Origin of the sequence: Streptomyces caniscabiei, from assembly GCF_014930365.1 — a bacterium.
Lineage (GTDB): Bacteria > Actinomycetota > Actinomycetes > Streptomycetales > Streptomycetaceae > Streptomyces > Streptomyces caniscabiei.
This window is the reverse complement of sequence record NZ_JABXWI010000012.1, coordinates 378,530-399,026: the sequence shown is the minus strand read 5'-3', so window position 1 is coordinate 399,026 and position 20,497 is coordinate 378,530. Positions and strand designations below refer to the sequence as shown.

The 20,497-nt window shown below is 70.6% G+C and carries 15 protein-coding genes; 10 read left to right on the top strand and 5 right to left on the bottom strand.

Annotation, left to right across the window (positions count from 1 at the left end):
- Positions 1 to 175: 175 nt before the first annotated feature.
- Positions 176 to 484, bottom strand: coding sequence for a hypothetical protein (locus HW837_RS32175; protein WP_033525053.1), 309 nt, complete (start codon positions 482 to 484; stop codon positions 176 to 178).
- Positions 485 to 1,083: 599 nt separating this feature from the next.
- Here HW837_RS32175 and HW837_RS32170 point away from each other — a divergent pair.
- Positions 1,084 to 3,624, top strand: coding sequence for a hypothetical protein (locus tag HW837_RS32170; protein WP_193381470.1), 2,541 nt, complete (start codon positions 1,084 to 1,086; stop codon positions 3,622 to 3,624).
- A complete protein-coding gene (locus tag HW837_RS32165; protein WP_193381471.1) occupies positions 3,621 to 4,484 on the top strand; it encodes an immunity 49 family protein in 864 nt (287 codons plus the stop codon). Before HW837_RS32170 ends, HW837_RS32165 begins: the two co-directional genes overlap by 4 nt.
- Positions 4,485 to 4,489: 5 nt before the next feature.
- Here HW837_RS32165 and HW837_RS32160 read toward each other — a convergent pair whose 3' ends face one another.
- Positions 4,490 to 4,927 carry a hypothetical protein gene (locus HW837_RS32160; protein WP_193381472.1) on the bottom strand — a complete coding sequence of 146 codons (438 nt, stop codon included), beginning with the start codon at positions 4,925 to 4,927 and terminating at the stop codon, positions 4,490 to 4,492.
- A gap of 90 nt (positions 4,928 to 5,017) precedes the next feature.
- Here HW837_RS32160 and HW837_RS32155 point away from each other — a divergent pair, with 90 nt between their 5' ends.
- A complete protein-coding gene (locus HW837_RS32155) occupies positions 5,018 to 5,638 on the top strand; it encodes a S1 RNA-binding domain-containing protein (protein ID WP_193381473.1) in 621 nt (206 codons plus the stop codon).
- 143 nt (positions 5,639 to 5,781) lie between these two features.
- Positions 5,782 to 6,423 (top strand): hypothetical protein, encoded by a 642-nt coding sequence (locus HW837_RS32150; protein ID WP_193381474.1) that lies wholly within the window; start codon positions 5,782 to 5,784, stop codon positions 6,421 to 6,423.
- A 15-nt stretch (positions 6,424 to 6,438) separates the two neighbouring features.
- Here the strand turns inward: HW837_RS32150 and HW837_RS32145 are convergent, their stop codons facing one another.
- Positions 6,439 to 11,319 carry a hypothetical protein gene (locus HW837_RS32145; RefSeq protein WP_196789301.1) on the bottom strand — a complete coding sequence of 1,627 codons (4,881 nt, stop codon included), beginning with the start codon at positions 11,317 to 11,319 and terminating at the stop codon, positions 6,439 to 6,441.
- A 39-nt stretch (positions 11,320 to 11,358) separates the two neighbouring features.
- On the bottom strand, positions 11,359 to 11,625 hold the full coding sequence (locus HW837_RS32140; RefSeq protein WP_045555902.1) for a DUF397 domain-containing protein: 267 nt from the start codon (positions 11,623 to 11,625) through the stop codon (positions 11,359 to 11,361).
- Between the two features lie 105 nt (positions 11,626 to 11,730).
- Between HW837_RS32140 and HW837_RS32135 the strand changes: the two genes are divergently transcribed.
- On the top strand, positions 11,731 to 12,738 hold the full coding sequence (locus HW837_RS32135) for a C40 family peptidase (protein ID WP_177261865.1): 1,008 nt from the start codon (positions 11,731 to 11,733) through the stop codon (positions 12,736 to 12,738).
- A gap of 234 nt (positions 12,739 to 12,972) precedes the next feature.
- Positions 12,973 to 13,701: a phosphatase PAP2 family protein gene (locus HW837_RS32130; RefSeq protein WP_045555903.1), complete on the top strand. Its 729-nt coding sequence runs from the start codon at positions 12,973 to 12,975 to the stop codon at positions 13,699 to 13,701.
- Between the two features lie 180 nt (positions 13,702 to 13,881).
- Here HW837_RS32130 and HW837_RS32125 read toward each other — a convergent pair whose 3' ends face one another.
- Positions 13,882 to 15,453, bottom strand: coding sequence for an FAD-binding oxidoreductase (locus HW837_RS32125; protein WP_193381475.1), 1,572 nt, complete (start codon positions 15,451 to 15,453; stop codon positions 13,882 to 13,884).
- A gap of 672 nt (positions 15,454 to 16,125) precedes the next feature.
- Between HW837_RS32125 and pstS the strand changes: the two genes are divergently transcribed.
- The 4 genes from pstS (at position 16,126) to pstB (ending at position 20,334) form a co-directional block, all read left to right on the top strand.
- Positions 16,126 to 17,256 carry a phosphate ABC transporter substrate-binding protein PstS gene (gene pstS / locus HW837_RS32120; protein WP_045555905.1) on the top strand — a complete coding sequence of 377 codons (1,131 nt, stop codon included), beginning with the start codon at positions 16,126 to 16,128 and terminating at the stop codon, positions 17,254 to 17,256.
- A 137-nt stretch (positions 17,257 to 17,393) separates the two neighbouring features.
- Positions 17,394 to 18,401, top strand: coding sequence for a phosphate ABC transporter permease subunit PstC (pstC, locus tag HW837_RS32115; protein WP_045555906.1), 1,008 nt, complete (start codon positions 17,394 to 17,396; stop codon positions 18,399 to 18,401).
- Positions 18,398 to 19,453, top strand: a complete 1,056-nt coding sequence (gene pstA, locus HW837_RS32110) for a phosphate ABC transporter permease PstA (protein WP_045555907.1) — start codon at positions 18,398 to 18,400, stop codon at positions 19,451 to 19,453. The genes pstC and pstA overlap by 4 nt, the downstream gene beginning before the upstream one ends.
- A gap of 104 nt (positions 19,454 to 19,557) precedes the next feature.
- Positions 19,558 to 20,334, top strand: a complete 777-nt coding sequence (gene pstB, locus HW837_RS32105) for a phosphate ABC transporter ATP-binding protein PstB (protein ID WP_045555908.1) — start codon at positions 19,558 to 19,560, stop codon at positions 20,332 to 20,334.
- Positions 20,335 to 20,497: the final 163 nt, after the last annotated feature.

Genomic DNA, 20,497 nt, shown 5'->3' with positions numbered 1-20,497 from the left:
GTATTGAAAGGCGTAGCAGTACGACGGTAGCCGCGCTGGTTCCCGCGCGGGCGCGGTGTGGAGACTCGACATCAGGGAAACGCAACCTCAGCCGGTGGGCACGACGGACGGATGGGGTGGGAGGGGAACCGGGCGAGGCCGGTGGACCGGCCGGGGCGGGTGCCGGCGGCCGCGGCTACACGGCCATGCCGTACACGATGGTGAAGAGCGTGCCCAGTGAGCCGATGATGAAGACGCCGGTGAGGCCGGCGATGATGAGGCCCTTGCCCTGTTCGGCGCTGAAGGTGTCGCGGAGGGCGGTCGCGCCGATGCGCTGTTTGGCCGCGCCCCAGATCGCGATGCCGAGGCAGAGGAGGATGGCGACCGCCATCACGACCTCGATCATCACGCGTGCCTCGTTGCCCAGGTCGCCGAAAGGCCCCCAGTCCGGGGCGATTCCGCCGATGATGGTGGTGATGTCGCCCTTGTCGGCCGCAACGAACATGTAAGTCACCGCCCCTAGTGGGTAGTTCTGTCGTCCTGTGTGGTGTGCGGCACGTGCGCCGCCTCGGCGTCCGCTCCGCACGCCTCCGCGCGGGTGCGCAGAGGTCGGGCCCATTCTCGCCGACAATGAGGCTGTCGTATGTCGACTTGGCGTCATTGATTGGCGGGTTTCGTACGGATCCCTTGCCTCCGGCCCACGCGGGACCCTAACGGGGGGCGCGGAACGGTAAACGAAGGGTCGTATCGTCACTCTGTGTATCACGGCAGGTCACGCCGGGCAATGAGGATCAAGCGGAACCTGTGGTGTGGTTCCGTCGTTATTCCCCTCTTGTGGCCTCAGGGGGCCGGGCCTGTCCCGCTTCTGACGGGGTGTCGGCTCGGTGTGGTCCGTGGGTTCGAGTGTGCCTGATGTGGGCGTAAGGGTCGTGTGTGGGGCCCGGTCCTCCCTGAGGGGCGAGCTTTGGCCAAAAGCGCGTGGGATCGCGATCGCAATTTTGGTACAAATGATCGAGTGGTGCCTCTGTGTGTCCTGGCGTCAGGCGTGAGGGCTGGGCGCCCGGTTCAGGGAGCGAATCCGCGAGGGCGTCCACGGGGGTAGGCGTGAGCGAGGACAGGCCCGTTGTCTCGGCCGAGATACCGGAGTTCACGGGAAATCTGGAGCAACTGGAGACGGACGCCGGGGACATCGCGTTCGACGGGATGGCGATCGGTGCCGCCGGGTTGCTGATCGACGCCAACTTCCATCTGCTGGAACCTTTCTACAAGGCTCCCGAGGCCGATCAGCTCTTCGCGACGACCGCGCCGGTCGCGGCGGCCGGGTACGACCTCCAGACCGAGCTGGGCACGGTCTCCAAGGCGCTGCTCGACTACGCGGCCGAGGTCCGGCCCCTGGTCGACCGGCTCAACACACTGCGCGCGGAGGCGGCGGCGTTCGAACGACGCGTCGCGGACGACGAGGACTGGGTCGCGGACGGCGACCTCATCGACGAGAACACGGCCCGGCGCAACGCGGTGAACGCGGCCTGGGCCGCCTTCCAGGCCGCGGAACGGGCCTGTTACAACAAGATCGTCGCGCTGGTCGGCGGGGAGCCGCTCGTCGTCGGCGACGGTTCGAACAAAGAGAACATGTACGGCTACCGGGGCGAGGATCTGAACAACGCCGGTGGTCTGCCGTGGGGGGACGTCGTCGAGGAGTCGAACCCCTGGTACTACTTCCACGAGCATGCCTGGGACTTCACGGTCGGCTTCGTCGTGGACGGCGTGTGGGGCACGATCAAGGGCCTGGGCACGCTGGTCGGGTTCAGCGGCTGGGACGCGGCCGGACAGGCGTGGGTCGGCCTCGGCAAGCTCGCCACGGGCATCGTCATCACGGCCGTACCGGTGGTGGGCGCCGCGTACTGGCTGGCGCCCGACGACAAGCTGCCGTCCTGGCTGCGTGACTCCCGTACGGCCGTCGTGGAGACCGGCAAGGCGCTGATCGCGTACGACGAGTGGGGGAAGAACCCGTCGCGGGCGGCGGGAGCGGTGACCTTCAACGTCGTGACCACCATCTTCACGGGTGGGGCGGGTGGTGCGGCCGCGGCGACCGGCAAGGCCGGTGCGATCGCGAAGGCCATCTCCTTCGCGGGCAAGGCGGGGCGGATCGTCGACCCGATGACGTACATCGCGAAGGGCATCGGCGGGACGGCCGTCAAGATCAGTGACGTCATGGCCGGGCTGCGGGGGATCACCGACGGCACACACATCAGGCTCGGCGAGGGCACGTACCAGATCGCCGACGTGCCGAACATCGCCGACGACCTCCCGGCCGGCCTCACCCCCGAGAACTCCGTCCGCATGACCACCCCCGAGGGCGAGATCGTCTACCTCGACACCAAGACCCTCGTCATGCACAACGCCGACGGGACGATACGGGAGTCCCTGGACGACATCCGGCATGAGGGGACTGCGGAGCAGCGGGCGGGAGATGGCGCGACTCGAGGGGATCAGCCCGCGAGCGCGTCGAGCGGGCGGGAGCCGGTGGGGGTCGGGGCGGGCACACGAACGGGGGACGAGGCCGCGGTCGGCCGGGGCGGAGGGTCCGCCCCCGCGGGTGGTGGGCGGGGCGGCGACCCTCTGCCGCCGCGGGTGACCGGCTCAGGCGGCTCGGGCTGGCTGGACGACCTGGGGCGGGTCGGTGACGACGCGACCGGGCCGAGTGGCCGGACGGGTGCGGGGGACTCCGGTGGAGGCGAGCCGGAGACTCCACGCCCCGACCGGGCCGACGCGCGAGCTGTCATGCAGCGGCATGTGGATCTCGCCAACAACGATCCGCGCTGGTTCAAGGAGCATTACCGGTCCAACGGGTACCGCAGGTCCGCCTCTGCGGAGGTGTTCGGGCAGCGGTTGCCTGTTCTGGTCCGGGATCCGGCGGACCCCTCCAAGTGGATTTCCAAGAGCGACCTGCCGCCTGCCATCCAGGCGAAGTACATGGACCCCAACCCGCACGGGAATGGGCTCCGAAAAGGCGTCGAGAGCAGCGTTCTGAAGCGTCTCGACGAATGGGCCTTGTCTCGGCGCGACGCCGTCGCGGCCGACACGGCAGCGGAAAGGGAGCTGGCCCGCGCGGAGAAGGAGTACGCGGCCAACCGCACGCCCGAGGCGGAGGCGGCGATGGATGCCGCCGAGGCCAAGCACTCTCCGCTGCACGGGGCCAAACTCAAGCAGAGCGAGCTGTTCGGTGAGCGGGTGGCGGAGCATCATGCCGTACCGGAGCGCTACTCGGGGGCGAAGCGGGTCGACGACGGAGCCTTTGGGAACAACCGGTTCGATCAGATCTATGAGAAGCGCGGCGGCGGTTATGTCGTCGTCGAGGCAAAGGGGTCGCTGACCGCGAAGACCGGTGAGCGAACGAGTCACCTGGGAAATCGTGTCGAGCAGGGCACCCGGGAGTACTTCGAGACGATTCTGCAAGAGATGGACAAGCGGGCCGCCCGAGCAGGGGACCGTGCCGAGGCAGAACTCGCGAGCAAGCTCCGAAAGGCGTTTGTCAGGGGCAAGGTGGACTATGTCCTGGTCCGGGCGGATGCCGCTCCGGACGGCAAATATGCTGGCTATGAGATGAAGCAGTTCCAGATCGGCAAGCCCAGGAGCAATCGATGATCACCCGAGTGCCACGAGCCGAAACGCCGCCGCCCGGGGATCCGACGAGCTTCATCGCGTCGTCCGACCGGATCCTGCTCGATGACATCGCCGACCTCTCGGAGTATCCCGACGGTTTCGGACTGACGTTCAGCAGCGCCGTGAGCAATGCGGAGCTGCACTGTCTCCACGACCCGACCGCCGACAAGTCCGAGACCTGGGAGGCCTGGGTGGCCGCCATGCAGGTCGGCTCCGCGCTGTTCGCGGCGGCCGTCACTACGGAGGAATCCGTGGAGTGCAGGATCGCCCACGAGTCACGCACACTGCCGGCCATCGGCCCCCAGCACTTCACCGACGCGGGTAACTGGGTCACGGCGTTCTGGCTGGCGATCGTCTGCCGTGACCAGGAGCGGATGACGAGCCTCTGCGAGGTGCCGGTCGCCATCCTGCGGGCCTCGGGAGCGGTGTACGACGACTACGTCTACGACTGGGTGGACGCGTTGCAGGCGTACTGGCTGGAACGACCGGGGCTGGGGGACAAGTTCACGGCGGCGTTCGAGGGCACCGACCCGGAGCGGGTGCGGGTCGCTGATCGAGAGCTGATGCTGCAGATCCTCTACCCGCCGCTCAACCTGTTTCTGCAGTTCCTCAAGCGGGACGAGGAGCAGTTCAACGCCGCGCTGGTGCAGGCGCTCCGTCTCCACAAGGAGTACTGGAACGCCGACCAGGACAGGCGGGAGTCCATCAGCGGCACCGTCGCCCTCGGCCCGCTTGCCGTCGCCTGCCTCGCCTACGACGTGGGCATGCCCATCCAGGTCGAGTCCGAGTACCTGCCCAGGCACCTCCTGGAGCGTTCCTGGGTGGGCGAGTTCGAGACGTGAGCCGGTTACGGCAAACAGGGGCGGCTGAGCTTCGTTTCCGGCAGGCGGCTCAGGGGTGCCTTCATCAGGTCCCCCGACCTGTTGAGGAGCAGTTCGGGGATCTCGTCCTCGTAGAACCGGATCTGGCCGATGGTGCCTTCGGTGGTCGAGTGGAATGCCAGCATCTCGATCAGGGAGACGACCTGCGGCATGGTTTCGGCGTGTACTTCCTGGCGGACCGTCAGGGCCCAACCCTGTTCCGTTCGGATCAGCTCGCCGGTCAGGACGCCACCGATGCGTCTGGCGAGGCCTCGAGCGGCCCAGACGGGGTGGTCGTCGAGGTTGTCCGCGTGGCCGTCGCCCGGTTCTTCGAGGCCGAGGTGCCGGCGCAACTCGGAGAGCACCGCGTCCGGCACTGTGGCTGCCAGGTTCATGGAGACGTCGACTGTGTAGAGGTCGGCCATGAGGCTCAGGGTACTGAGGGGGTCGGCCGAGCCGCCGGGCGAGTTCGCGGCCTGAGCCGACGGGGCCGAAGGTAAGGGGCAAGGGGCGAAGTGGGCGGGGAGAGCGGTGGGCCCGTGCGGTTGGGGGCTGAGGGGGCTCCGGAGTTGTGGGCGTTTCTCGGGGGGCTTCGGGTGGGGGACGTGCTTGGGGGGACCGTTGCGGCGGTGGAGCGGTTCGGGGTGTTCGTCGCGCTCGATGACGGGCCGGAGCATCCGTTGTTTCCGGGGGTCGGGTTCATCACCGTTCCGGAGTTGTCCTGGCGGCGCGTCGGGGACGTGTCGGAGGTCGTGAGGGTCGGGCAGCGGGTCGACTGCGAGTTCCTGCAGTTCGACACCTGGAACGGGGAGGCCCGGCTGTCGTTGCGGGCCTTGCAGCCCGATCCCTTGCAGGAGTTCGCCGACCGGGTCGGGGAGGGGCGGAGGCTGTCCGGGCGGGTCACGAAGGTGGTGCCCTTCGGGGTGTTCGTCGAGGTGGGCGAGGGGATCGAAGGGCTGGTCCACCTGAGTGAGCTGACCGTGGAGCCCGTGGAGTCGCCGGACGGGGTCGTCCGGGTCGGGGACGAGATCACGGTGGTCGTCACCGAGGTCGACCGGGTGCGGCGGAGGGTGGCGCTGTCCCGCGTGCGGGCCATGGGCGGCCCGGACACCGGGACGCCGGGCTCAGGCGCGTGAGGCGGGCCGGGCGTCGGTGAACTGACTCGTGGGGAGGGCGAGATCGACGTGTGAGTCGGTGGGCGGCGGACCGCCGAGAACCCGCGAGCCGATGTGGCACCACTCCGGCAGGGGCAGCTCTCGCGACGGATACGCTGCCCGGCATGATCACCCGCATACGACGTCTGTCGGCGCCGCGCGTGGCCGCGTCTCTTCTTCTGCTCACCCTTGTCGGCTGCGGTTCCGGCGGTGGGGCGGGGCCCTCCGACGACAAGCCTGTGGCGAGTGCTTCCGCTTCTCCTCGGGCCTCGCCGTCGCCCACGTCCAGTGTGAACGAGGACGGTACGGCGAAGGCGGGGAGCAAGGCGAAGCTCGGGGAGCCGGTTCTGCTCCGCTATGAAGGGGGGACGAAGTCGGGCGTTCTCGAGGTCACCGTCACCGGCATCGAGAAGGGTGACAAGGCGGATGTGGCCTCGCTGGGGCTGGAGGGCGACGCCAAGAAGATGACGCCGTACTACGTGCGGGCGACCATCAAGAACGCCGGCAAGAACGATCTCTCCCATGCGGCTGTCGACCCGCCCGGCGGGCTGCTCGGCGATGGGACCGCGGCCCGGCAGCTCCTGGTCATCGGAACGTTCGCCCCCTGCGACTCCTACCCGAAGACCAAGAAGTTCCCGCCCGGTGCCTCGTACGAGACGTGCGCACCGGTCTTCGCCGACCCCGGCACCGAGGTCACGGGTGCGGCTTGGACGGGTCAGGGCTACCCCGACTTCCCTCCCTCCGCGGGAGTGACCTGGACACCGTGAGGCGATACGCCGGGCTCAGGCGCGTGCGGCTGTCCAGGCGGCGGTGAACAGTTCGTGCGGGGGGACCGGGGGCAGCAGGTGGGTGAAGGGGCCCTGCAGGCGGGTCGTGGTGGAGTGCGGGGCCCGGTGGAGGGCGAGCTTGGGGGTCTCCAGGGGGAGGTGGGGGGACTTCAGGGCGGTCCACGGGCCCGGAACGAACACCGTGCGGCCCGCCCTCGGCCGCTTGTCCCGCTGCACCGCGCCCACGGCCAGCAGCTCCGACTGGGCGGCCCTGTGCCGGGCGGGCGTCCAGTCGTTCCAGCGGCGGATGTTCTGGTCGGTGGGGCGGGCGAGGGCCAGAAGCTGGAGGTGGAGCGCCGCCGCGTCGCCGCTGACGCCCAGGGTGTCGGCGGCCTCCTGCACCAGGCCGGGTGTGCTCAGGGCCGGGTTCAGCTCGTAGCCGCCCGGCGGTACGGGGGTCGTGGAGACGCGCTCGGTCATCCGGACGAGGCCGCCGGTGAGCAGCTCCTCGATCTCGCGGATCCTGCTCAGCAGCCAGGGCAGGGTCAGTTCGGCGCAGAGATGCTCCGCCCGCTCCAGCCGGGCCGGGGCGGCGAGCGCCGACGGCCGCAGGAACACGTCGCCGTGCGGGACGGAGACCACGAGGAGGCCGTCGTCGTACACGGCGGTCGTCGCGGTGGCGTTCACCCGCAGAGGGTGCGGGCAGGGGAGGACCGGGGCGGCGTAGGGCGCGAAGCCGGGGGTGTCGGGCGCCGCGGTGGCGAGCCCCTGGTGCCGGGCCAGCGGCACGAGCGTGCCGGGGGCGTCCAGCAGGGTCCGCAGCAGGTCGAACAGCCGCACCGCCCCCGCCGCCACGGGGTCGCCGACCGGGCGCTCCGTGAGGGCCCAGGCCACGAGGGTCAGGAGTCGCCGGTCCGGGAGGGTGTAGAGGCCGACCCGAGCACCCGCCGTGCCGTCGGGGCCCTCCTCGTGCAGGTCGAGGCCGCCGCCGGTGGTGCCGGCCAGGACGAAGCCGGGGGCGCCGAGACCGGTTCCCTCGGCGGGCACCTGGGCGGTGGTGAGGGCGCGGGCCCAAGGGGCGGGGAGACCCAGGTCCGCGTCCAGCGCGTCGGCCAGGGTGTCGTCCACGTACGGGGTGGCGCCGAGCAGGTGGACCCACACCTCGGCCATGCGCTCCGCGGCCGCGACCGTGCCGCCGTCCTCCCACAGCTCGGCCGGGTTCTCCGGGACGCCCGCCGCGAGGACGGCACGGCGGCCCGCCGGGCCGAGGCGGTGCCAGAAGGAGTGGTACGCGTCGGCGACCGGCTTGCTCGCCTTGTACGGCTTCGAGCGCAGCATCCGCCTGTCGTCGTCGTTCCGCTGCCGCCGGGGCAGCCCGGCCAGGACCAGCATCGCGATCGGGGCCCGCACCCCCGTGCGCCACGAGAAGGCCTCCAGCGCCCGTGTGGGCAGCGACAGTGGACCCCGCCGCTCCAGCAGGTCCAGCAGCTCCGGCAGCCGCGAGGCGTCGTCCCGCTCGACGGCGACCGTGTCGTGGGCGTCGCCCGGCTCGGAGGCTGAGGCTGAGGCTGAGGCGGGGGTGGCGGGTTCCGGCGACGGCGCCGGATCCGCCGCCCGTTGGACGAAGCGGGCCGTGCCGCCGCGTTCGGCGGCCGTGGTGATCAGGTGGCCGGCGGAACGGGACGCGCTCAGTGCCGGCAGCGGTGCGCGGCCGGTGCGCCAGCGCCCTCCCCGCTCGGCGAACGGCTGCCCGCTCCAGGTGCGCAACAGCCCGGCCAGGGAATCCCGTTCCTCGGCGGAGGTGGTCTCCATCGCGGCGCGCCAGGCCACCGCGTCGATACGGCCGAGCAGGGCGGGCCAGTCCAGCGGCTCGGCGGGCAGGGCCAGCCGCCGGGTCTCGTCGTCGATCTCGCCCCGCAGATACCGGCCGTCCGCCGCGACCGAGGTCAGCGTCGCGGGGCGGGGGCCGGGCACGGGGGCGTCGTAGGCGCGGAGTTCGGGCAGGAGGCCGTAGAGGGCGGGGGCCAGGGCGGTGTCCGGGATCTCGGCCGGCAGGGTCACCACCGGGCCCGACCGCATGATGCGCACCCGCCGGGACAGCTCCTCGCGCCGCCGGAGCACGTCGGCGGCGAGCAGCGCCACCCGCACGACGCCGTCCACGACCCTCGGGTCGGTCACCTCGGGCAGCAGCCGGGCCAGTCCGGCACGTACGGCCGCCTCCGCGGTCCCCTCACCGGCCGCCTCCGCCGGGCCCTCGCCTGCGGTCGTCGGTGCCGCCTCGCGTGCCGCTGCCGCTGCCGTTCCACGGCTCGCCCCCGGCTTCCCGACGCTCGCCCCCGCCGTCCCCCCGGCCGCCGTGTCGAGCAGCGCGCGTACGACGTCGGCGTGGGTCGTGCGGAGGGACTTGGAGGACTGCTCGTCGCGTGGGGTGAGGAAGTGCCAGTACGCGGGCGGGGGGAGGGGGCCGACGCTGTGGGCCGAGGGTGTGCGGCCCCGGTGGCGTTCGGTGGCGGGGAAGCCGTGGGTCTCCCAGAGCAGGGAACCGTCGGTCACGGCGTGCACCCGGACATGGCGCGGCTCCACCAGGACGGCGTCCTCGCCGCCCGCGGGCAGCCGGAGGATGCCCCACGGGTGCAGGCCCGGCCGGGTGCTCACGAACCGGCCCTCGCGGCCGTCGACGGTCCGCAGCAGGAAGTCGGTCGGGGACGGGCCCGCGTACGGGGTGCGGTACGCGATGTGGCAGCCGGTCAGGCGGCCGCGCCGGCCCAGGGGCGACGGCGGCGCGTCGTCGGGCAGGGCCGCCAGGGAGAGCGAGTCCATGAACACCGCCCGGCCGGGCGGTACTTCGGTGTCGCGGTGGAAGTCGGGCAGCGTGCGGTCGCCGGTGCGGGCGCCCGTCGACGGGTCCACCCGCTCCCAGTTGCCCCGGAAGACATCGGCGCTCCAGAACCGCTCGCCGTCGCTCATCTGCAGTTCACGGTGGCCGATTCCGGACCGGTCGCCCGGCCGCAGCACGCGGTCGCCGTCGTGGCGGCCGCCGCCGTCGGGGCTCGCGAACTGGAAGCCGAAACCGCCGTCGATGAGCCCGTCGTACGGGCGCAGACCGATGCGCTGCTCCGGCTGGAAGACCTCCTCGGGCCGGTCGGCCCAGTAGGCGTGGCCGCCGAAGGAGTCCCGCCGCGTGGTCGTCCAGGCCACCAGGAACCGTCCGCCCGCGAAGTGCACGGTGTGGCTCGTCGTGCCCTCGGGGAGCGTGAAGGCGCAGTCGCCGCGCCGGCCGGTGTGGTCGACGGCCACGGCCCGGTCGTCGCCGTAGACGGTCAGCACGGGCCAGGTGCAGGTCACGCCCCGCACACCGCCACCCCCGCCGTCACCCCGCCGGGCACCGCCCTCGGCCCCGCCTTCGACGGAACCCTCGGCACCGCCCTCGACCGACCCCGCGACCCCGTCGCCCGTCCCCGTGCCGAACTCTGCCAGGGCCTCCTCCAAGGCCGGCCAGCCCAGTTCCTCCGGCAGTCCGGCGGTCAGCGCTCGGGAGAGCGGGCCGGTCAGGTCCAGGTCGGCCAGGGCCTCCTCGATGCCGTCCAGGGCCGTCGCCGTCGGACGGTCGAGGAGGCCGGTCAGTTCGTCCACGGCCTCGTCGGCCGCCGCGATCCCGCCGCCGCGCAGCTCGTCGATCAGCTTCTCGATCCGGGTGCGCACCTCGGCGGCGATGGCCGTGTTCTCGGGGAGCCGGGTGATGGCCGTGCCGCCACCGCGCCGGCCGGCGTGGACCGTGCCCTCCAGCCGGGAGCCGAACACCGGATCGGCCGCGAGGGCGGACAGATCGCGCCGTGAACCGCTGCCCCAGAACCGCAGCCCGATCGAGTCGCCCGGGTCCTCGACCGCGATGCCCTCCGCGAGGCAGGCGTCGAGCAGATCGGCGTCCAGCTCCGGATAGCGGTAGCGGTCCTCGTGCAGGCGCACGGGCGCCTGCGCCGCGCGCAGCCGGGGCGCGAACAGCGTCAGCAGCTCGAACAGCTCGGGTGGCATCGGCTGCGAGGTCACACCTCCGGACACGCGCGCGTGCTTGTACATCCGGGCGTACCGCGCGAGCCAGCCGTCGACCCCGCCCTCCGGTGCGATGTGCCCGGTGACCACGGCCTCGGCCGCGCCGGAGCGCAGCAGCACCCGCAGCCAGGCCGCCGCGTCGCCCCGGGAGTCCGGGAAGACGTCCAGCAGGGCGGCGTTCACCTCGTCGCCCTGGGGGTGCTCGGCCAGCAGCGCGGCGACCGCGTCCAGCAGCGCGTCCGGTACGGCCTTGTCCCGGGCCGCCCCCACCAGCGCCGCCAGCACCCGGGCGTCCTCGTCGCGGCCCAGCCCGGCCGCCTTCGCCGACGCGCGCACCCGTCCCGCGAGCGTCGCGGGCAGTTCGCCCGGTGACGCCGCCCAGGCCGTCAGCACCCCTACGTACTCCGTGTGGGCCTCCCGCGCGTCCAGCGTCTCGGCCAGTCGGCGTTGGTGGTCCGTCAACTCCTTGGCCGGGAGGGCGCCGTGCCGTGCGAACAGCAGGACGTTGGCCCGGTACCACGCGTCGTCCACCGGCAGTGAGTGGTCCCGCTCCGCCTTGCGCGCCAGCGCGAACGCCTTTCCCGCGTACCGCGCGCTGCTGCCCGTCAGCCGGTGGCCCACGGTGTCCCAGAACCACGGCAGATGCGCGACCGGCAACGTACGCGCGTGCCGCTCCATGTCGGTCAGGAAACGGCCCGGCTTGCCGTACGTCACCCGCAGCCGCGTGTCGGCCGCCCGCAGGGCGTCGAGCGCGACGGGCTCGCCGGCCGGGTCGTGGGCGCGGGCCCAGTCGACGTGCACGGTCGAGCGGTGCGGCTGGGTGGGAAGTGGGACGTCGACCTTCATGACGAGATCCTGGCACGCCCCACTGACAACGCCGCGGGCCTACCGGTCGGTCGGCCCGTATCCCTCCACACCCTCCACGAAGTGGTCGAACTCGCCTGCCTGGACGCCCAGTACGAAGGCGTCCCACTTTCTGCGGTTGGTGGTGACGACGGTGGCGGGGTCGCTCGTCTCGCGGAGGTAGACGGCGGCCTCGGGGTCGTCGGGGCCGTCGCCCTCCGCGAAGGCCAGCTCGATCCAGGGGCCGGGGCCGGTCGCGCCCTCGGGGGCGGCGCGGATCCAGTCGAGGTCCGGGGGGATGTCGGACACGGGGCGGCTCCTTCTGCGTCGTCGTGGTCGTTCGAGTGATCATTCCTAAGAAAGCGGGCCGCCTCTACACTGACCGTCGGTGGACTGGCGCGCGGTGAGGGGCGGTTGACGGTGCGTAAGGCGTGGATCGTGGTGATCGCTGCCGGCAGTGCCGGGCTCGCCTTCGTGATGGTGCTGGTCGTGGGTGTCTATCTGGTCGCCGGGAATCTCGCCGCCGGGATCGGCGGAAAGTCGGTCGGGCTGGCCAAGGGAGCTGTTCCCGCCGCTTATCAGTCGCTCGTGCAGAAATGGGGCAATCTGTGCGAGGCCATCAATCCGGCCCTGCTCGCCGCGCAGCTGTACCAGGAGAGCGGGTTCAATCCGAAGGCGCAGAGCCCCGCCGCCGCGCAGGGGATCGCGCAATTCATTCCGGGGACCTGGGCCGCGCACGGACTGGACGGTGACGGGGACGGCGACCGTGATGTCTGGGACCCGAATGACGCGATTCCATCGGCCGCGTCGTACGACTGCTCGCTCGCGAAGTACGTGAAGGACGTACCCGGCGATCCGACGGCGAACATGCTCGCTTCCTACAACGCGGGGGCGTACGCCGTGATCAAGTACGGGGGTGTTCCGCCGTACAAGGAGACCCAGAACTACGTCAAGACGATCACGACGCTGTCGGAGAGTTTCGCGGCTCCCACGACCCGGGTCGATCCCAGCGAGCAGGCGGCAGGGGCCATCGCGTACGCGCAGAAGAAGCTCGGGACGCTGTATCTGTGGGGCGGTACCGGTACCGCTGAGCAGGGCGGACGCTTCGACTGCTCGGGTCTGACGCAGGCCGCGTACGAGAGTGTGGGGATCACGCTGCCGCGGGTCGCGAACGATCAGTACAACGCCGGGCCGCACCCCTCGCGCGAGGAGCTGCTGCCCGGGGATCTGGTGTTCTTCTCCGACGACCTCACCAACTCGCGGGCCATTCGGCACGTCGGGATCTATGTCGGAGGTGGATACATGATCGACGCGCCGCGGACGGGGGCGGTGATCCGGTTCGACCCGATTGACACCCCCGACTACTTTGGTGCGACCCGGGTCACCGAAGATGGCGCGAAAGCGCTGCCTACGGCGGTCTGACAACGCCGTAATTCTCCGTGAACCACTGCCCTGAGCTGCGCAGACGTGTCTCTCTTCGATAACGTCTGCGTGATCATTCAGTGGAGGGTGGAACGCATTGAGAAGGAGTGTGCGTTCCTATTTGACGTAGCGCGTCGACGCACACGCGGAAGCACTACGTACACCACGGGGGTGGCAAAGCGCGGCGCACGAACGGTGCGGTCGCGAGAACGATGACGAAAGGGCCGCAGCACGATGGCTGGACTCGCCGCGCATGCCGCTACCTCACTGGCCGCTGAATCCGGATCGAATCCCGACGTCGAGCTGCTCTACGACATCAATGGTCTGGCCAAGGACGCGCCGACCTGGCTCGACCGGGTGATGGAGTTCGTGGGGGAGTACGGGCTCCTCTTCGCGATGGTGCTGCTGATCCTGTGGTGCTGGTGGGGCGTGCGGAAGCGGGGCGGGGAGGATGCCGCCGCGTCCGTGGCCGCGTTGGCGTGGGCGCCGCTCGCCGCCGGGATCGCCGTGCTGGTGAACGTGCCGATACGCGGGTTCGTGGAGCGGCCCCGGCCCTTCCTCGATCACGAGGGGTTGGAGGTGCTGGTCTCCGGCAAGACCGACTACTCGTTCGTGAGCGATCACGCGACGCTGATCATGGCGATGGCGGTGGGGCTGTTCGTCGCCAACCGGAAGTTCGGGATGGTCGGGCTGGTCATCGGGCTGCTGGGCGGGTTCATCCGGGTCTACATGGGTGTGCACTACCCGACCGATGTGATCGGCGGGTTCGCGCTCGGGACGGCGGTCGCGCTGTTGCTGTCGCCGCTCGCCATGGCTCTGCTCACGCCGCTGATGAAGGCGGTGGAGCGGTCGCCTCGGGTGGGGTGGCTCGTGCGGGCTCGGGGGCGTGATGGGGGGCGTGCGGTGATTCCGGGGGCGCGGGTGGAGTCCGCGTCCGTGGAGGAGCGGGATCTGGCGGCCTGAGGGTTCGCCCGGGATTTCTTTCGCCCCCGCCGCCCCTACCCGTCCCGTCCCCAGGGGCTGTGCCCCTTCGACCCCCCTTGAGCGCCCGATGACTCGGGGGGGCTTGTTTGGCGGGTGCGGGTCCGTGGGGGCTTCTCGCGCAGTTCCCCGCGACCCTTACGGGGCACTCCTCACGGGAACCTACAGAGCCTGCGGGAACGTGAAGAAGCGGTTCGGGTCGTACTTCTTCTTCAGGGTGGTCAGGCGGGGGGCCGCGTCCCCGTAGTACGACTTCTTCCAGTCCTTGAGGGTGGGGTCGGTGTAGTTCTGGTAGGCGGCGCCCGAGGCGTGGCGGGTCATGGACTTGTGGGCCCCGGTGAGCCAGGACTGGGCCGCCGTGCCGGCGGTGCCGGCCTTCCAGGAGGCGAGGTACTGGGCCAGCATCCGGGAGCGGCGGTGGACGAACGCCGTGGCCGTGGGGGAGACCCGGTTGACCTGGCCGCCGAGGGCGGTCAGGGCGATGCTGCCGGCCCCGCCCTTCACGCCCGCGATCTGGGTCAGCAGGGTCTGGATGCCCGCCGGGGCGATCGAGCGGTCGAAGAAGTCCGAGCGGGCGGCGTACGTCTCCCGGCGCAGGGCGCCCTGCGGGTTGCGGCCCGGGGTCGAGCCGGGCAGATGGCACTTGGCGTCGGTCGAGAAGGAGCCACAGCCGGCGTAGCCCTCCATGGCGTCCTCGTACGAGCGGCGCTTCAGGGAGACACTGCGGGCCGGGGTGCCTACGCGGTCGGCGAGGCGGTCGAGGGCGTTCTCCAGGTCGCCGTAGGAGCCGAGGGAGAACGCGGCGACGGCGACGGTCGGGCTGCCGCCGTTCTCCAGGTGGCAGGAGGACCAGATCTCGTCGGCCTGCGTCGGGCCCCACTCCTGCCAGGCCTTCAGTACGGCGGCGGCCTTCGACCACGGCCAGGTGAGGTAGGCGGTGACGCCCTGGCGGGCCGGGTGGGTCCGGAAGCGGAGTTCGGTGACCACGCCGAAGTTGCCGTTGCCCGCGCCTCGTAGGGCCCAGAAGAGATCTTTGTTGGTGGTGGCGTTCGCTGTGAGTTGCTTGCCGTCGGCCGTGATCAGCGTGGCCTGGGTGAGGCTGTCGCAGGTCAGGCCGTAGGCGCGGGAGGTGACGCCATGGCCGCCGCCGAGGGTGAGGCCGGAGACGCCCACGGTCGGGCAGGAGCCGGCGGGGATGGTGACGCCCTTCGCGGCCAGGGCGCGGTAGACGTCGATGAGCTTGGAGCCGGCGCCCACGACCGCCTCGTTCGCGGAGGCGCGGACCTTGTTCAGCTTCGAGACGTCTATGACGAGGCGGCCGTTGCCGGAGGACCAGCCGGCGTAGGAGTGGCCGCCGTTGCGTATCGAGACCTTGAGGGCGTGTGCCCGGGCGTAGGCGAGGGTCGTGCGGATGTCGTCGGGGTGGGCGACGTAGGCGACGGCGGTGGGCTTCAGGGTGTCGAAGCGGGTGTTGTAGAGCTGGCGGGCTGTGGACCAGGCCTTGTCGCCGGGGCGGACGAGGGGGCCGTCGAGGTCTCGGGCGAGGGCGGACCAGTTGGCGGTGGTGGGGTTCTTGGCGGTGCCGCTGGTCGTGGTGGTGGTTGTCGTGGTGGTGCGGAGGGAGGTGTCTGTGGCGCGCGTGCCGGGGGTGGGGGTGGGGGTGGGGGTGGTGCAGGCGGATGCCGTGAGGGTGGTGATCGCGGCCGCGCCGCCGAGGAATGTGCGCCGTTCCATGTGGGTCTCCCGGTGCGCCGTATGTGGGTTCGTGGAACGAGACGGGGTGGGTGGGGTGCGGGTTCCCAGGATCTGCCGCTCGGCTCCGCGCTCGGCTCCGCGCTCGGCTCCGCCGTGGAGCGCCTGAGGGGGCGGGGGTGCGTGTGCGTCGGCGGCCGTCCGTTCGTTGTGGCTGGTCGCGCAGTTCCCCGCGCCGGTGCGGTTCGTGGAGACGGTGCGTGTTCGTTGTGGCTGGCTGGTCGCGCGGTTCCCCACGCCCCTGGGGGGCCTGCGGGCCTCGGAGGCGGTTCTTCCGTCCCGTGGGGGGCGTGGAGTGGTGGGGAACTGGGGATGGTTTCTCTCTGTAGCTGATTGGGTGCGGAGAGTTAGATGGTTGAGGGGGAGGTGGTGAGGTGTCGGGACCCTCGCGTGTTCTGGCCGTGAGCGTTCCGTTACCTCACCGCACTGTCGGCAGGGGTTCACTCGCCGTTCACTTCCGTCCATTGGCGGCTTCACCTGATCTGCCTAATTTCGGCCTTACCCGGTGCGGGATGTGGACCGAAATGCGGCCTCACAGCCCGTGACGACAGCAGTCTGAGGGACCGAAGGCATCAGCGGAACGGTTCCCGAGGCTGATACGACGACTTCGCACGCCGCCACGTGGACGGCGGCTCCTGGAAGGAACCCCCGAAAGTGAAGCTTCAGCGCAAGAACCGGCTGCGCGCCCTTTCTCTCGGTGCTGTCGCCCTCACCGGCGCCCTGACCCTCACCGCGTGCGGGTCCGACGACACCAGTGGTGGCGCGAGCGGCACGGGCGAGAGCACGGCCGCCGCCGGCAACATCGACTGCGGCGACGCCAAGGGCCAGCTGCTGGCCGATGGCTCCTCCGCGCAGAAGAACGCGATCGACGCCTGGGTGGCGCAGTACCAGAGCACCTGCAAGGACGTCGTGATCAACTACAAGGGCAGCGGTTCGGGCGCGGGCATCACCGCGTTCACCCAGGGCCAGGTCGCCTTCGCGGGCTCCGACTCGGCGCTCAAGCCCGAAGAGGTCACGGCCTCCAAGGAGATCTGCAAGGGCGGTCAGGGCATCGACCTGCCGATGGTCGGCGGTCCGATCGCCGTCGGTTACAACGTCCCGGGTGTCGACAACCTGGTCCTGGACGCCAAGACCCTCGCCCTGATCTTCGACAGCAAGATCACCAACTGGAACGACAAGGCCATCGCGGCGCTCAACCCCGACGCCAAGCTGCCCGACCTCAAGATCCAGGCCTTCCACCGCTCGGACGAGTCCGGCACCACGGACAACTTCACCAAGTACCTGATCGCCGCGGCCCCCGACAACTGGAAGTACGAGGGCGGCAAGGCCTGGCAGGCCAAGGGCGGCCAGTCCGCGCAGGGCTCCTCCGGTGTCGCGCAGGGCGTGAAGGAGACCAAGGGCGCCATCTCCTACATGGAGCTCTCCTACGCCAAGGACGGCATCACCACGGTCGACGTCAAGACCGAGGCCGCCGAGCCGGTCAAGGCGACCGTCGAGAACGCCACCAAGGCCATCTCCGAGGCCCAGGTCGTCGGCACGGGCAAGGACCTGGCGCTGAAGCTGAACTACAAGCCCACCGCCGAGGGCGCCTACCCGATCACCCTCGTCACCTACGAGATCGTCTGTGACAAGGGCAACAAGGCGGACACCCTGCCCGCCACCAAGTCCTTCCTCACCTACATCGCGTCCGAGGACGGCCAGGCGCTGCTCTCCGAGGCCGGGTACGCCCCGATGCCCGAGGAGATCATCACCAAGGTCCGTACGACCATCTCGGAACTGAGCTGACCCGAGTGCGGTCCGGTCCCCACCGGGACCGGGCCGCACCGTCCGGTGCACCGCCGCCAGGAGTCTCCCGCCACCGCGGACGGCTCCGCCCCGAGCCGCCGCCCCCACGGCGACGGCTCCGCAGACCGGAGAACCTGATGGACATATCGCTCAAAGACACTCCCGCACCCCACACCCCACCGCCTGCCGAGACGGCAGAGGACAAGCGTGCCGCCCGTGGCGTCACGCGCCTCGGCGACCGCGTCTTCCTCGGCCTGTCCCGCGGGTCCGGCATCTTCCTGCTGGTGCTCATGGCGGCCATCGCCGTGTTCCTCAGCTACCGGGCCGCGCTCGCCATCAGCAAGGACGAGGCCAACTTCTTCACCACCTTCGAGTGGAATCCCACCGCCGTCCCGCCGGTGTTCGGCATCGCGGTCCTGGCCTTCGGCACCGTCGTCTCGTCGGTCATCGCGATGGCCATCGCGGTCCCGGTCGCGGTCGGCATCGCGCTCTTCATCACGCACTACGCCCCGCGCAAGCTGGGCGGCCCCATCGCGTACGTGATCGACCTGCTCGCCGCCGTGCCGTCCATCGTGTACGGCCTCTGGGGCATCCTGGTCCTCGTACCGCAGCTCGACGGGCTCTACGGCTGGCTGAACGACTACCTCGGCTGGACCGGCATCCTCGACTGGCAGGGCGGCGCCCCCCGCTCGATGCTCACCGTCGGCATCCTGCTCGCGATCATGATCCTGCCGATCATCACCAACGTGAGCCGTGAGGTCTTCCGGCAGGTCCCGCGGATGCACGAGGAGGCCGCGCTGGCCCTCGGCGCCACCCGCTGGGAGGTCATCCGCATGGCGGTGCTGCCCTTCGGGCGCTCCGGTGTCATCTCCGCCTCGATGCTCGGCCTCGGCCGCGCGCTCGGCGAGACCATGGCCGTGGCGATGGTCCTGTCGTCCAGCTTCGAGATCAACCTCAGCCTGCTCGACCCGGGCGGCGGCACCTTCGCCCAGAACATCGCCAGCAAGTTCAGCGAGGCCACCGAGATGGGCCGGGACGCCCTCATCGCCTCCGGTCTGGTCCTGTTCGTCATCACCCTGCTGGTCAACGGCGCGGCCCGGCTGATCATCGCCCGCCGCAAGGAGTTCTCGGGGGCCAACGCATGAGCAACGCATCTCTCTCCCCGAAGGGCCCGAGCACCCTGCGTGCCGCGTCCCTGCCCAAGTGGTTCCCCTGGGCGGTCGCCGCCGGCTCGGTCGTGCTGGGCCTCGGCATCAGCGCCGCCGCCGGCCTCGAGAGCTCCATCCAGTGGGCCCTGATCGCGGGCATCCTCTTCGTCCTCGGCTCGTTCGCGATCGCCGCGCGCGTCGAGGGCAAGCGACAGGCCAAGGACCGGGTGGCGACCAGCCTGGTCTGGGTCGCGTTCCTGCTGGCGGTGCTCCCGCTGGCCTCCCTCATCTGGGAGACCGTCAGCCGTGGTGTGAAGGTCCTCGACGTCTACTTCCTCACCCACTCGATGGGTGTGGTCGCCACCTCCCAGCCCGGCGGCGGCATCTACCACGCCATCCTCGGCACCCTGGAGCAGGTCGGCATCGCCGCCGTCATCTCCGTGCCGATCGGTGTGCTGACCGCGATCTACCTGGTCGAGTACGGCCGGGGCAGGCTCGCCAAGGCGGTCACCTTCTTCGTCGACGTCATGACGGGCATCCCGTCGATCGTCGCGGGTCTGTTCATCCTCAGTACCTGGATCCTGATCCTGGGCATGGGCCCCTCCGGCTTCGCCGGCGCGATGGCGCTCACCATCCTGATGCTGCCGGTCGTCGTCCGCTCCACCGAGGAGATGCTCAAGCTCGTCCCGAACGAGCTGCGCGAGGCCTCGCTGGCGCTGGGCGTGCCGAAGTGGCGCACCATCCTCAAAATCGTGCTGCCCACCGCGATCGGTGGTATTACGACAGGTGTGATGCTCGCGGTCGCCCGTATCGCCGGTGAGACCGCTCCGGTCCTGCTGCTGGTGTGGGGTTCGAACTACATCAACGCGAACCCCTTCTCCGACCCGCAGGCCTCGCTGCCGATGTACATCTATCTGCAGTTCCAGCAGAGCGGCGGTTCCGGAGCGGCCTACGACCGTGCCTGGGCGGCCTCGCTGACGCTGATCGCCTTCATCATGATCCTGAACCTGGCGGCCCGCGGCATCGCCCGCTGGAAGGCCCCCCGATGACAATCACGCGGCTGCGACGCCGCGCGCCCGGTCGCTGACGCGGCCACCAGCGACCAGATCCCCGAATTCCCCGCGAATTCCTCGCGAAAGAAGCAATGATTCACATGGCCAAGCGAATCGACGTCAGCGGCCTCAACGCCTACTACAGCTCCTTCCGCGCCATCGAGGACATCTCGATGGCCATCGAGCCCCGCACCGTGACGGCCTTCATCGGCCCCTCCGGCTGCGGCAAGTCCACGTTCCTGCGCACGCTGAACCGGATGCACGAGGTCACGCCCGGCGGCCGTGTCGAGGGCAAGGTCATGCTCGACGACGAGAACCTGTACGGCGCCGGGGTCGACCCGGTCTCCGTGCGGCGCGAGGTCGGCATGGTCTTCCAGCGTCCGAACCCGTTCCCCACGATGTCGATCTACGACAACGTGGCGGCCGGCCTGAAGCTGGTCGGCGGCAAGAAGAAGTCCGAGCTGGACGACATCGTCGAGAAGTCCCTCAAGGGCGCGAACCTCTGGAACGAGGTCAAGGACCGTCTGGCCAAGCCGGGCTCCGGTCTCTCCGGTGGTCAGCAGCAGCGGCTGTGCATCGCCCGCGCGATCGCGGTCGAGCCGAAGGTGCTGCTCATGGACGAGCCGTGCTCCGCGCTCGACCCGATCTCGACGCTCGCCATCGAGGACCTCATCGGTGAGCTGAAGGAGCGCTTCACGATCGTCATCGTGACGCACAACATGCAGCAGGCGGCGCGTGTCTCGGACCGTACGGCGTTCTTCAACCTCGCCGCCGTCGGGCAGCCGGGCAAGCTGATCGAGATAGACGACACGGAGCGGATCTTCTCCAACCCGTCCGTGCAGGCCACGGAGGACTACATCTCCGGCCGCTTCGGCTGAGCCGCGCGCCGGGCGGTGTCCCGGCCGGCCTCCCCGAACCCCTCGCGGTGCTGCATGGCGGTGCCGCCGCGAGGTAGATAAAGGGCCCGCCCCCGGCTCCCGGGGGCGGGCCCGTCTGCTTCCCGGTGCGGTGCCCCGGCGGGGTGCGGGTGCGGGGCGCCTC